10 protein-coding genes and 1 pseudogene are annotated in these 13,244 nt (G+C 70.6%); 10 read left to right on the top strand and 1 reads right to left on the bottom strand.

What is annotated here, in order from left to right; translation table 11 throughout:
* Positions 1 to 54 precede the first annotated feature (54 nt).
* The 9 genes from ABZS66_RS22540 to ABZS66_RS22500 all read left to right on the top strand — a co-directional run bounded on the left by ABZS66_RS22540 (position 55) and on the right by ABZS66_RS22500 (position 11,282).
* Positions 55 to 903, top strand: coding sequence for a DUF2249 domain-containing protein (locus ABZS66_RS22540; protein WP_354760603.1), 849 nt, complete (start codon positions 55 to 57; stop codon positions 901 to 903).
* Positions 904 to 939: 36 nt separating this feature from the next.
* Complete coding sequence (locus ABZS66_RS22535) at positions 940 to 1,395, top strand: hemerythrin domain-containing protein (RefSeq protein WP_354760601.1); 456 nt, start codon at positions 940 to 942, stop codon at positions 1,393 to 1,395.
* 195 nt (positions 1,396 to 1,590) lie between these two features.
* Positions 1,591 to 5,259 (top strand): nitrate reductase subunit alpha, encoded by a 3,669-nt coding sequence (locus ABZS66_RS22530; RefSeq protein WP_354760599.1) that lies wholly within the window; start codon positions 1,591 to 1,593, stop codon positions 5,257 to 5,259.
* Positions 5,259 to 6,965: a nitrate reductase subunit beta gene (narH, locus tag ABZS66_RS22525; RefSeq protein ID WP_354760597.1), complete on the top strand. Its 1,707-nt coding sequence runs from the start codon at positions 5,259 to 5,261 to the stop codon at positions 6,963 to 6,965. The genes ABZS66_RS22530 and narH overlap by 1 nt, the downstream gene beginning before the upstream one ends.
* Positions 6,962 to 7,627: a nitrate reductase molybdenum cofactor assembly chaperone gene (gene narJ, locus ABZS66_RS22520; RefSeq protein WP_354760595.1), complete on the top strand. Its 666-nt coding sequence runs from the start codon at positions 6,962 to 6,964 to the stop codon at positions 7,625 to 7,627. Before narH ends, narJ begins: the two co-directional genes overlap by 4 nt.
* Positions 7,624 to 8,370: a respiratory nitrate reductase subunit gamma gene (gene narI, locus ABZS66_RS22515; RefSeq protein WP_354760593.1), complete on the top strand. Its 747-nt coding sequence runs from the start codon at positions 7,624 to 7,626 to the stop codon at positions 8,368 to 8,370. Before narJ ends, narI begins: the two co-directional genes overlap by 4 nt.
* Before the next feature lie 71 nt (positions 8,371 to 8,441).
* Positions 8,442 to 9,719 carry an MFS transporter gene (locus ABZS66_RS22510; RefSeq protein ID WP_354760591.1) on the top strand — a complete coding sequence of 426 codons (1,278 nt, stop codon included), beginning with the start codon at positions 8,442 to 8,444 and terminating at the stop codon, positions 9,717 to 9,719.
* Positions 9,720 to 9,726: 7 nt separating this feature from the next.
* Positions 9,727 to 10,059 carry a LuxR family transcriptional regulator gene (locus tag ABZS66_RS22505; RefSeq protein WP_354760589.1) on the top strand — a complete coding sequence of 111 codons (333 nt, stop codon included), beginning with the start codon at positions 9,727 to 9,729 and terminating at the stop codon, positions 10,057 to 10,059.
* A complete protein-coding gene (locus ABZS66_RS22500; RefSeq protein WP_354760587.1) occupies positions 10,056 to 11,282 on the top strand; it encodes a molybdopterin molybdotransferase MoeA in 1,227 nt (408 codons plus the stop codon). The genes ABZS66_RS22505 and ABZS66_RS22500 overlap by 4 nt, the downstream gene beginning before the upstream one ends.
* 870 nt (positions 11,283 to 12,152) lie before the next feature.
* On the opposite strand, the gene ABZS66_RS22495 is transcribed toward ABZS66_RS22500, so the two are convergent.
* On the bottom strand, positions 12,153 to 12,602 hold the full coding sequence (locus tag ABZS66_RS22495; RefSeq protein WP_354760585.1) for an SDR family NAD(P)-dependent oxidoreductase: 450 nt from the start codon (positions 12,600 to 12,602) through the stop codon (positions 12,153 to 12,155).
* A 452-nt stretch (positions 12,603 to 13,054) separates the two neighbouring features.
* Here ABZS66_RS22495 and ABZS66_RS22490 point away from each other — a divergent pair.
* Positions 13,055 to 13,244: pseudogene (locus tag ABZS66_RS22490) on the top strand (hypothetical protein); the annotation flags it as partial.

Here is a 13,244-nt window from a genome sequence, read left to right as displayed (position 1 = left end):
CCACAAGGTCTAACGTTACAACGTCAAACGACGTCAAAACCAGGGACGGGTGCCATGTCACAGCCCGATGCTGACCGCCGCGCCGCTACCGCGGTGATCGCCCACCACACCCAGTTGGCCGCCGACCTCGCTCGGCACACCGCGGCACTGCGGGACGCCGCCCGGCAGGGGACGCCGGCGTTGTGGCCGCAGCGGCGCGCGGGGTTGCTGGGGTGGCTGCGGACCGAACTGCTGCCACATGCCGCTGCCGAGGAGACCGCCCTGTACCCGGCCGCCGCCGCGCAGGCCAGCGGGCGGCTCCTGGTCGAGGCCATGGTGGGCGAGCATCAGACGATCACCGCCCTCGTCGCCGAACTCGAGACCGCCGACACCGCGACGGATGCGGCAGCGGCAGCCCGCGCGCTGACCGCACTGTTCGAGGTCCATCTGGACAAAGAGAACAATCTGGTCCTGCCGCTGCTGCTCGACACCGCGCACGTGTCGCTGGCTGGCCTGCTGACCGGGATGCACGACCTGCTCGGCTGCACCGACGCCCCCGACGCCCCCGACACGGCCGACGAGGTGGGCGGATCAGGTGCCGGCGGTTGCGGTTGCGGTGGCGGCGGGTGCGGCTGCGGCTGCGGCGGTGACCGTGGCCCGGCCGGCGCGCCGGCACCGGTCCTCAGCGTGGACACCCGCCTCGACGTGCGCGCGCTGCCACACGACGAACGACACGCCCGGGTCCTCGCCGCCGTCGACGCACTCCCCGCCGACGGTGCCCTGGTGCTCATCGCCCCGCACACGCCGCGGCCACTGCTGGCCGAGATCGACGCCCGCCACCCGGGTCAGATCGACACCGACTGGCTGCAGGACGGTCCCGACGTGTGGCAGCTGCGGCTGCACCGCCACCCGGTCAACGGCTGACACCTGCCGCCGCCGACCAGAGAAGAGGAAGAAGCCGTGTGCAACTACTGCGGCTGCCGGGACTTTCCGCTCATCGCCCGGCTCACCGACGAGCACGAGGCCATCGCCGACGCCGCCGGCCGGCTGCGCCGCGCCGTCAGCCACGGCACCGCCGACCCCGCCACCGCGCTCGATGACCTGCTGGCGTTGCTCGGCCCGCACACCGCCACCGAGGAGACCGGCCTGTTCGCCGAATTGCGCACCGAAGGCAGCCTCACCAAAGCGGTGGACAAGCTGTGCGCCGAACACCACGACATCCACGGTGTCCTCGGCACCGTCGACCGTGCCGCCCCCGACTGGCCGACGGTCCTCGCCGCGCTCGACCGGCTGCACCGGCACATCGACAACGAGGAACACGGCCTGTTCCCCGCCTCCGTCATCGCCCTGCCGATCGATGCCTGGGACCGTGTCACACCGGCCCGGCCAGGACACGGCACACCACCACCACCATGATCAGAACGGCGACAGCACCCACGCCGGCTGGCGCCAACCCGCGAGCCGCGTGACGCGTCGTCGCCGGTGCACCGGCGACGGCACCGCTCATGCTCAGGACCGGACGACACCGGAGAAAGTCGTATTCGGGTTGCGAGGGCCGGCCCGACGGACAAATGTGGTCAACAAGGTCATCTCTTGGAGGTCGAGACTGCAATGACGGGCGCAACCGACAGCGCGGGACGCGCACTGCTGGCGGTCGGTGGGTTGGTTCGGAGGGCCGAGGTGTCCGCGGACGGCCGGACGTTGCATCAGATCGGCGGCCGGGAGGCTGACGCCTTCTACCGGGACCGCTGGTCCTACGACAAGGTGGTCCGCTCCACCCACGGGGTCAACTGCACCGGATCATGCTCGTGGAAGGTATACGTCCGCGACGGCATCATCACTTGGGAGCAGCAGCAGACCGACTACCCGACCGCCGGCCCCGACCGCCCGGAGTACGAGCCGCGCGGCTGTCCCCGCGGTGCTGCCTTCTCCTGGTACACGTACTCACCGACGCGCGTGCGCTACCCGTACGCCCGCGGGGTCCTGGTGGAGATGTTCCGCGAGGCGAAGGCCAGGCACGGCGGCGACCCGGTCGCGGCGTGGGCCGACATCCAGGACGACCCGAAGCGGCGGCGCCGCTACCAGCAGGCCCGCGGGAAGGGCGGCCTCGTGCGGGTCGGCTGGGACGAGGCCCTCGAGATGATCGCCGCCGCCCACGTCCACACGATCCGGCGGCACGGCCCGGACCGGATCGCCGGCTTCTCGCCGATCCCGGCGATGTCGATGGTGTCGCACGCGACCGGCGCCCGGTTCATGTCACTCATCGGCGCGACGATGCTGTCGTTCTACGACTGGTACGCCGACCTGCCGGTCGCCTCGCCGCAGATGTTCGGCGACCAGACCGACGTGCCCGAGTCCGGCGACTGGTGGGACGCCGCCTACCTCATGATGTGGGGCTCCAATGTGCCGGTGACCCGCACCCCGGACGCGCACTGGATGGCCGAGGCCCGCTACCGCGGCCAGAAGGTCGTCGTGGTCTCACCGGACTACGCCGACAACGTCAAGTTCGCCGACGAATGGCTGCCCGCCCAGCCCGGCACCGACGGCGCCCTGGCGATGGCGATGGGCCACATCATCCTCAAGGAGTTCTTCGTCGAGCGGACCACACCCCGGTTCGTCGACTACGTCTCGCGCTTCACCGACCTGCCCTACCTCGTCACCCTGGAGGTGGTCGAGGGCGGCGGCTACCGGCCCGGCAAGTTCCTCACCGCCGCGCACCTCGGTGAGAGCGACGCCGAGGCGGCGTTCCGGCCAGTGCTGTGGGACTCGATCACCGACGCCGCGGTGGTGCCGGGCGGCTCGCTCGGCGACCGGTTCAGCGAGGCTGGCGTCGGCCGGTGGAACCTCGACCTCGGCGCCGTCGTGCCCCGCCTCAGCTGCGCAGGCGGTGAGCCCGTCGAGCTGCTGCTGCCCCGCTTCGACGATGACACCCCGACCCTGCTGCGCCGCGGCGTCCCGACCGCCACCGTCGCCGGTCGCCTCGTCACCTCGGTGTACGACCTGATGCTCGCGCAGTACGGGGTGCCTCGGCCGGGTCTGCCGGGGGTGTGGCCAGCCGGCTACGACGACGCCACGGCGCCCTGCACGCCGGCGTGGCAGGAGCCGATCACCGGCGTGCCGGCCGCGGCGGTGGCCCGGGTCGCCCGCGAGTTCGCCGACAATGCCGAGCGTTCCGGCGGCCGCTCGATGATCCTCATGGGCGCCGGGACCAACCACTGGTTCCACTCCGACACCACCTACCGGGCGATGCTGGCGCTGACCACGCTGACCGGCTGCCAGGGCGTCAACGGTGGCGGCTGGGCGCACTACGTCGGGCAGGAGAAGTGCCGCCCGGTCACCGGCTGGGCGCACCTCGCGTTCGGGCTGGACTGGTCACGCCCGCCCCGGCAGATGATCGGCACCGCGTTTTGGTACCTGCACACCGACCAGTGGCGCTACGATCAGTACACCGCCGACGTGCTCACCACGCCCCTCGCCAAGGGAGAGTTCGCTGGCCGGCACACCGCCGACCTGCTCGCCAAGTCCGCCCGGCTGGGCTGGATGCCGTCCATGCCGACCCTGTCGCGCAACCCCCTGGACATCGCCGACGAGGCCCTGGCCGCCGACCCGGACAACCCCGCCGCGTACGTAGCGCGGGAACTCGTCGACGGGCGGCTCAGCTTCGCTTGCACCGACCCGGACGCGCCGCAGAACTGGCCGCGCGTGCTCACCGTGTGGCGCGCCAATCTGCTGGGCTCCTCGGCCAAGGGCAACGAGTACTTCCTGCGCCACCTGCTCGGCACCGACGCCAGCCTGCGCGCGGCCGAGGCCCCGCCGGACCGGCGCCCCGAAGACGTCGTCTGGCACGACGAGGCCCCCGAAGGCAAGCTGGACCTGCTGCTGTCGCTGGACTTCCGGATGACGTCCACGACGCTGTTCTCCGACGTCGTGCTCCCCGCCGCCACCTGGTACGAGAAGCACGACCTCAACACCACCGACATGCATCCGTTCGTCCACGCGTTCACCCCGGCGATCAGCCCGCCGTGGCAGACCCGGACCGACTTCGACACGTTCCACGGCATCGCGAAGGTGTTCTCCCGCCTCGCCGCCGGGCACCTCGGCGTGCGCCGGGACCTCGTTGCGGCGCCGCTACTGCACGACACCCCGGACGCCATGGCCACCCCCGGCGGGGTCGTGCGCGACTGGAAGACCGGCGAGACGGCGGCGGTGCCGGGCAGGACGATGCCGAAGTTCCTCGTCGTCGAGCGCGACTACGGCGCGATCGCCGACAAGATGGCCGCGCTCGGTCCGCTGCTGGACCGGCTCGGCACCACGACGAAGGCGGTCACCGTCGACGTCACCCCCGAGGTCGAGCGGCTCAAGCAGATCAACGGCACCGTGCACGGCGGCGTCGCCGACGGCCGGCCCCGCCTCGACACCGACATCCGCGCCTGCGAGGCCATCCTCGCCCTGTCCGGGACCACGAACGGCCGGGTCGCCACCGAGGGCTTCCACGCCCTGGAGCGGCGCACCGGGCAGCGCCTCGCCGACCTGTCCGCCGAGCACGAGGGCAAGCAGATCCGCTTCGCCGACACGCAGTCCCGCCCGGTGCCGGTCATCACCAGCCCTGAGTGGTCGGGCAGCGAGACCGGCGGCCGGCGGTACTCGCCGTTCACCATCAACACCGAGCGGCTCAAACCCTGGCACACGCTCACCGGCCGGCAGCACTTCTACCTCGACCACGACTGGATCCAGGAGCTCGGCGAGGAGCTGCCGATCTTCCGCCCGCCCCTGGACATGCACAAGCTGTTCGGCGAGCCCAGGCTCGGGCGGAACGGGGAGCTGGAGCTGACCGTGCGTTACCTGACGCCGCACTCGAAGTGGTCCATCCACTCCGAGTACCAGGACAACCTCATCATGCTCACCCTGTCGCGGGGCGGGCCGACGATGTGGATGTCCGAAGCGGACGCCGCGAAGATCGGCATCGCCGACAACGACTGGATCGAGGCGGTCAACCGCAACGGCGTCGTGGTGTGCCGCGCGGTGGTCACCCACAAGATGCCCGAGGGCACCGTGTACATGTATCACGCGCAGGAACGGGTCATCGACGTGCCCAAGGCGGAGGTCAACGGTCGTCGCGGCGGCATCCACAACTCGCTGACCCGGCTGCTCATCAAGCCCAGCCACATCATCGGCGGCTACGCGCAGCTGTCGTTCGCGTTCAACTACCTCGGCCCGACCGGCAACCAGCGCGACGAGGTCACCGTGATCCGCCGCCGCTCGCAGGAGGTGCAGTACTGATGAGAGTGATGGCCCAGATGGCGATGGTCATGAACCTCGACAAGTGCATCGGCTGCCACACCTGCTCGGTGACGTGCAAACAGGCGTGGACCAACCGCTCCGGCGTCGAATACGTGTGGTTCAACAACGTCGAATCCCGCCCGGGGCAGGGCTATCCCCGCACATACGAGGACCAGGAGCGGTGGCAGGGCGGCTGGACCCGCACCCGGACCGGCCGGCTCAAGCCCAAGGCCGGCGGGCGGGTCAAGAAGCTGCTCAGCATCTTCGCCAACCCGAAGCTGCCGGCGATGCAGGACTACTACGAGCCGTGGACCTACGACTACGAGCACCTGCTCACCGCGCCCGCCGGCGACGACATCCCGGTCGCCCGGCCCAAGTCGCTGCTGACCGGCCAGGACACGAAGGTCACCTGGTCAGCGAACTGGGACGACTCCCTCGCCGGCGGCAACGCGATCGCGGCCGGGGACCCAGTGCTGCGGCAGGTGTCCGACCGGGTGCGCCAGGAGTACGAGCAGGCGTTCCTGTTTTTCCTGCCCCGCATCTGCGAGCACTGCCTCAACCCGTCGTGCGCCGCGTCGTGCCCGTCCGGCGCGATCTACAAGCGGTCCGAGGACGGCATCGTGCTCGTCGACCAGGACCGGTGCCGGGGCTGGCGGATGTGCGTGACCGGCTGCCCGTACAAGAAGGTGTACTTCAACCACCGGACCGGCAAGGCGGAGAAGTGCACGTTCTGCTTCCCGCGCATCGAGATCGGCCAGCCGACGATCTGCTCGGAAACGTGCGTCGGCCGGCTGCGCTACCTCGGACTCATGCTCTACGACGCCGACCGGGTCGGTACGGCCGCCGCCGTCAAGGACGAGCACGACCTCTACGCGGCACAGCGCTCGGTCTTCCTGGACCCGAACGATCCGCGGGTGGTCGCCGACGCTCGGGAGGCCGGCATCCCCGACGATTGGATCACCGCGGCGCAGCGATCGCCGATCTGGGACCTCATCATGCGCTACCAGGTGGCGCTGCCGCTGCACCCGGAGTACCGCACCATGCCGATGGTCTGGTACATCCCGCCGCTGTCGCCGGTCGTCGACGTACTGCGCGACACCGGCCACGACGGCGAGGACGCCGGGAACCTCTTCGGCGCCGTCGACGCGCTGCGCATCCCGGTCGAGTACCTCGCCGGGCTGTTCACTGCGGGAGACCCGGCACCGGTGACGAAGGTACTGCGGCGTCTCGCCGCGATGCGCTCCTACCAACGTCGGGTCAACCTCGGCGAGGAACCCGACGAGTCGATCGCCTCGGCCGTGGGCATGACCGGCGCGCAGATCGACGACATGTACCGGCTGCTCGCCATCGCCAAGTACGAGGACCGCTACGTCATCCCGGCCGCGCACGCCGAGGACGCGCACCGCCTCGAGGCGATCGGCGCGGAGTGCAGCCTCGACTTCGAGGGCGGGCCGGGCATGGGCGGCGGCGGCCCGTACGGGCAAGGACCCTTCGGCGAGTCGTCGGGCACCCCACTGCCGATCGACGTGGAGAACTTCCACATGCTGCGCAGCCGGCAGACCGCCGACACCATGGCGGCGCCCGAGAGCAAGGAAGCCCGGGTGAACCTGCTCAACTGGGACGGCAAGGGCCAACCGGAGGGCCTGTTCCCGCCGAAGAACGCGAACGGCCGCGACAAGGGGCCCAACGGCGGAGGTGCGCGGTGACCACGACCCGTGAGCGTCCGGCGGACCGGGCACCGAACCCGGCCGACGGCCCCGGCTGGCGGACGGTCGCGGCCCGGGCGGCGTCGCTGCTGCTGCGCTACCCCGACGCCACCACGCTCGCCGCGCTGCCGGTCCTGCGGGCGGCGCTGGCCGAGCTGCCGTCGACGGTCGCCGGACCGCTCGGTGAGGTGGCCGCGCACCGCGTCGGCACCGACCCGGTTCGCCTCGCCGCCGACTACGTGGAGCTGTTCGACTTCCGGCGCCGCTGCTGCCTGCACCTGACCTACTACACGGCCGGCGACACCCGCCGCCGGGGCGAGGCGCTGGTCGGCTTCGCCACCGTCTACAAGGCCGCCGGGCTGGAGGTCGTCGACGGCGAGCTGCCCGACTACCTACCCGCCGTGCTCGACCTGGCCGCCGCCGACGACGGGGGCTGGCGACTGCTGCGCGAGCACCGGGTCGGCCTGGATCTCCTCACCGAGGCCTTGACCAGGGACCGGTCGGTCTACCGGGAGGCGATCGTCGCCGTGCGGGCCATGCTGCCTGCGCCGACCCCGGCCGACCTGGCCGCCGCCGCCCGCCTCGCCCGTACCGGCCCGCCGGTCGAGAACGTCGGACTGGAACCCTTCGGACCCGTCGACACCACCGGAGGCCGTCGATGAACGCGCTGCTGTGGGCCGTCGTGCCCTACCTCTCGCTCGTGATCCTGGTCGGCGGCGTGATCTGGCGCTACCGCTTCGACAAGTTCGGCTGGACCACCCGCTCCTCGCAGCTGTACGAGACCACCGTCCTGCGCTGGGGCAGCCCACTGTTCCACGTCGGCGTCCTCATGGTCCTCATCGGACACATCGGCGGGCTGCTGGTGCCGAAGGCATGGACCGAGGCGGTCGGGATCACCGAGCACACCTACCACCTCATGGCCGTGTTCATCGGCACCGTCGCCGGTTTGTGCACGCTGATCGGGCTCGGTATCCTCATCGCCCGCCGCCGGCTCACCGGACCGGTCTTCACCGCCACCACCAGGAACGACAAGGCGATGTACGTCGTGCTCGTCGCCGTCATCGTGCTTGGCCTGCTCGCCACCGTGCGCGCCAACGTAGCCGGCGACGGCTACGACTACCGGGAAACGATCTCGCCCTGGTTCCGGTCGCTGTTCTACCTCAGCCCCGACCCGCAGATCATGGCGAACGTGCCGCTGGGCTTCCAGCTGCACATCCTGAGCGCGTTCCTGCTCTTCGCGATCTGGCCGTTCACCCGGCTGATCCACGCGTTCAGCGCGCCGGTCGGCTATCTCACCCGCCCGTACGTTGTCTACCGCAGCCGCGACCCGCGCGGCGGGCTGCGGCCGAGCCGCCCCGGCTGGGAGGGCCCGCCGAAGGCGCCGACGGTCCGCGCGCGGCGGTAGTCCGCCGGACTGACACTGACCCGTATCGCTGCCGCCGTCCGGGAACAGCGGCATCACGCTCGAGGTGAGGGATGACATCAACCGGCAAGGCTCGTGCCGCCGCTGCGACCGGAGCCGCGGGCACGCCCGGTGCCACGGTCAACCTGATCGTGGTCACCCTGGGATTCACCGTCAACTTCTGGGCCTGGGCGCTGCTCGGCCCGCTCGGACCCGGCTTCAAGGAACGCCTCGGCCTGAGCTTCGCCGCCCAGTCCTTGCTCGTCGCCGTGCCGGTCGTGGTCGGTTCCCTGGGCCGGATCCCGGTCGGGGCGCTCACCGACCGGCTCGGCGCCCGGATCATGTTTCCGTTGCTCAGTCTGCTGACCATCGCGCCGGTGCTGACCCTCACCGTCGTCGACAGCTACCCGGCGCTGATCGCCACCGGCTTCGTCCTCGGTCTCGGCGGCACCACCTTCGCCATCGGCGTGCCGCACGTGTCGGCGTGGTACCCACCGGCCCGTAAAGGATTCGCCCTCGGCGTGTTCGGCATCGGCATGGGCGGCACAGCCATCGCCAACTTCAGCACCGTCAGACTCGCCGACGCCTACGGCAAGAACACCCCGTTCCTGCTCGTCGCGGGCCTGCTGGCCGGCTACGCAGTCCTGGCGTTCCTGCTGCTGCGTGACCCGCCCGGCCGCATACCTCCGGCCGGGTCGGCGCTCGCCCGCGTCGTCGATGTCGGCCGTCTCGGCGTCACCTGGCAGCTGTGCTTCCTCTACGCCGTCGGGTTCGGCGGCTTCGTCGCCTTCAGCGTCTACCTGCCCGCCTACCTGCGCACCGCCTACCAGCTGACCGCGGATGACGCTGCGCTGCGCACCGCCGGGTTCGTCGTCCTCGCCGTGATCGCGCGACCCACCGGCGGCTGGCTGTCCGACCGGTTCCATCCTGTGCCGGTCCTCGTGTGGTGCTTCACCGGCACCGCCCTGTTCGCCGTCGCGCAGGCGTTCCAGCCGCCGCTGATGCCGGCCGCGACCGTGGCGTTCCTCGGCATGGCCGCCCTGCTCGGCACCGCCAGCGGCGCCGTGTTCGCCCTCGTCGGCAAGGTCGCCCCAGCCGACAAGGTCGGCGCCGTCACCGGCGTGGTCGGCGCCGCTGGTGGTCTCGGCGGCTTCATCCCACCACTGATCATGGGTGCGGTGTACGGAGTCGAACAATCCTACGCGATCGGTCTGATGCTGCTGTCCGATGTCGCGTTGGCCGCCGCCGTCTACACCGCCGTCAAAATGCGCGGCCTGACCACCCCGACCGCCGGAAGCGGCACCCGCCCCGGCACTCCCCGCACCGCAGCCACCGGCCGAGGCAGAAAGTAGGAACCCCGTGCACACGCAATCACTCACCGGCCTCGCCGCGGAGCACCTCGCCACGGCGCAGGCCGCCGTCAGCGGGCGCAGCGCGCACACCGTTGTCGGCGGGCACACCAAAGCCCTGCGCCAGACGATCATCGCGTTGGCCGCCGGGCACCGGCTGGACGAGCACGAGAACCCGGGCGAGGCGACCGTGCACGTCCTGCATGGCCAGGTTCGGATGACCGCGGCCGCGGACACCTGCGACGCCGCCGCTGGTGACCTGCTCACCGTGCCCGACGCCCGGCACAGCCTCGAAGCCATCACTGACAGTGTGATCCTGCTGACGGTCGCGAAACTGCCATGACCGGGCCCGCCGACATCGTGACCGCCACAGCCGATCACCAGCCGGGCCATCTCGCGGCGCACCGGCCGATGCCCTGGCATCAGGCCAGGACACTGGCCCACCAGCTCGCCGTCCCGCTGCCCGCCGAAGTCGTCGCCCTGCCGCATGCCGCCGGCCGCACCCTCCGATCCGCCCTGCATGCGGCCACCATGCTGCCCGGGTTCGACAACGCTGCGATGGACGGCTACGCAGTGCGGGGACCCGGCCCGTGGCAGCTCGTCGGACGGGTCCTCGCCGGCGACCCGGCGACCAGCCCGCTCGCGCTCGGGGAAGCGGTCGAGATCGGCACTGGGGCGCCGGTTCCGGACGGTACCGACCGCGTGGTCAGGTATGAGGACGCCGTCCGCGACGCCGATACGGTGTTCGCCCCGCCGACGGACCGCCACCACATCCGCCGGCACGGCGAGTACGTCCGCGCCGGGCAGCAGATCCTGCCCGCCGGATACCAGCTCCGCCCGGCGGCCCTCGGCCTGGCCGCGAGCGTCGGCATCGACGCCGTCACCGTCACCACCCGAGCCCTCGTGCAACTGCTCATCACCGGCGACGAGGTGATTCCCTGCGGGCGTCCACCACAGGGAACGGTCCGCGACGCGATTGGCCCGGTCGTCAACGCCTTGCTGCCCATGTGGGGAGCCGACCCTGACGTCGGCTCCCTACCGGTGCCCGACCGGCCCGCCGACGCCCTCACCGCAGCCCTCATCGACAGCCTCGCCAGCGCGGACGTCGTGGTGGTGTGCGGCGCGTCCTCCATCGGCCCGGCCGACAGCCTCCACCACGCGCTGCACACCGTCGGCGCGACCGTCCACGTCGACGGTGTCGCCTGCCGGCCCGGCCACCCGCAGGTCCTCGCCGAGGCCGCCGGCCGCTGGATCGTCGGCCTGCCCGGCAACCCGTTCGCCGCCCTCGTCGCCGCGCACACCCTGCTGCAACCGCTTCTCGCCGGACTGGCCGGCCACGCGCTCCCGGCCCTGCCCACCGCACCCTTGCACGGCGACGTCCACGTAGTACCAGGACACACCCGACTCGTCCCGGTACACCGACGCAGCGACGGCGTCCACGTCATCGGCGGAGCCCGGCCCGGCCACCTCGGACCGGCAGCCCACGCCGACGCCCTAGCCGTCCTGCCCGCCGAACGCGGCGACAACCTCGTCCAGTACATCCCGCTGACCACCGGCAGCTGGTAGGACGATCGGGTACAGACCGTGTCACCCGGCAACGTTGCCGACGGCCGGTAACGAGCGGGCCTGAGGTTGCCGGCTGTCGCCGGTATGCCGTCGACCGGTGGCTGATGCTGGAGATTCCTTCCGCGTGGCGTGTAGGGGGCGGAGACATGGCGACCGGTGCGATCCATCGCGGGCAGCGTGTTGACCCGGTCGCCGGCCGCCGTAAGCCGGCACCGCCGTGCGCGGCCCGGATTCGGACTGGGCCGCGAGTGGATGTGCGGCCGATTGTCGCCGCCCAGTTGCGACGGCGCGCCAGCCGTTCTCGTTCTGAACCTTCAGCGCCATCGGCCGCGCCGCGCGGTTAGCGACCACTCCGCGCACAGATCTTGGATAGGCATCGTTGGCGGGGACTTGGACCGGCTGCCTTATGCTGTCGTGCAGGTCGGTCGGCCGTGGTGGGCGCTGCGGCGTCGTGGAGTGCGATGAGAAGTTGGGCTTTCACGGGCTGCGAGCACGCCTTTGACGACGGCGGCGATGGCCCTGTTTGCGTCTTGCCGACGCCGTTACACGTGTTAGCTGGCTAGCTTTTCGCAAAGTCTCCAGATGGCGTCGCGGTTGCGTTGGTCGAGGACCGCGGTGGGCCATGGGTCCGGCGGCATTTGCTGTTGACGTAGGTGCCGTGTAAGTCGGCGACGTGAGAGCTCAATGCCAGGTAGATGCTGGACCGGGAGGCCTTGACCAGGGCGCGTTATCCGTAGAGGACCGGCACCAGCAGCCGTAGCAGCGGCACGATTGGGCGTACTTCGGGCGGGTACGTGTCGATCGTGAGGCCCTGGTTCATCGACGTGTACGCGTGTCCGGATACGCCACGTTGAGGTTTGCTCCGCTGCCTCATAGGCGCTCGGCGAGTGTGTAGCTCATCGCCATCAGCGCCAGCTTCGTCTGGTTGTACAACGACAGTCCGACGTCCGAGCGCTCGCCTTGCAGGTCGTCCAGGTCGATCCGGGCGCGTGGGACGCCGCCGGTGATGTTGATAACCCGGGTCGGCGTCGCGCGGGACAATGTCGGCAGCAACCGGTGGATCAGGATGTACGGCGCGAGCACGTTTGCGGCGAAGGCGGTCTCGGCACCGTCCTCGGTCGGTTCCCGCCGCGCCATGGTCACGCCCGCGCTGTTGATCAGCACGTCGCGGGTCCCGTGACGGCCCTTTACCTGGTCGGCCAGGTGATGCAGGTCTCGTTGGCGGGTTACGTCCGCGGTCAGCGAGTCCACTTGGTCGTTGCTGGTGTCACGGCGCAGTTCCTCGACGGCGTTCCGCGCCCGATTCGAGATCTTCTGCAATGAGCGTCGGCCACATCAGGGCATCGCCAACGCCCGACCACTGGCCCCGCTACCTGAACCGATCATAGAACCGGCCAGACTCGGTCGTCTGATCATCCGCCGACATGACCGCGTCGGCGGTGTGCTGCACGAGTACGAACATGCCGCCTGAACTGCCCGGACGCCATTTTCGACAGGCACAGCGCCTCCACGATACCGGAGGCACACCTCCGGCCAATCAGGCGCAACGTGCGCCACAAAGACCCACCGAGGTCGATGTCACAGACCGTCGGTGCCGTCAACCCGGGCCGTGAGCAGAGAATCGGTCGGGAAGTCAGGTTCCGGTGAGCCGGACGGTCAATTGCTTGCGCGAAGCCTGTTCGCGAAGTTGACCTGCGTGGCAGGCTCCCGGGCTACGACACCCAAGGAGGCAGGTCTTGAGCAACACCCTCGACGTCGCACTGAAGAGCGCAATGGCCATCGACGGCGCCCTGGCCGTCGCGCTCGTCGACTACACCAGTGGCATGACCCTCGGCACGCTCGGGGGCGGGCCCGACTTCGACATCACCGTGGCCGCGGCCGGCAACACCGACGTCGTGCGCGCCAAGTTTCGCACGATCGAGATGCTCGGCCTACCCGACCGGGTCGAGGACATCCTGATCA

This window comes from Dactylosporangium sp. NPDC005572 (genome assembly GCF_040605515.1).
Taxonomy (GTDB): Bacteria; Actinomycetota; Actinomycetes; order Mycobacteriales; family Micromonosporaceae; genus Dactylosporangium.
The sequence above is the reverse complement of the archived record's forward strand: the minus strand, read 5'-3'. Positions and strand labels throughout refer to the sequence as shown.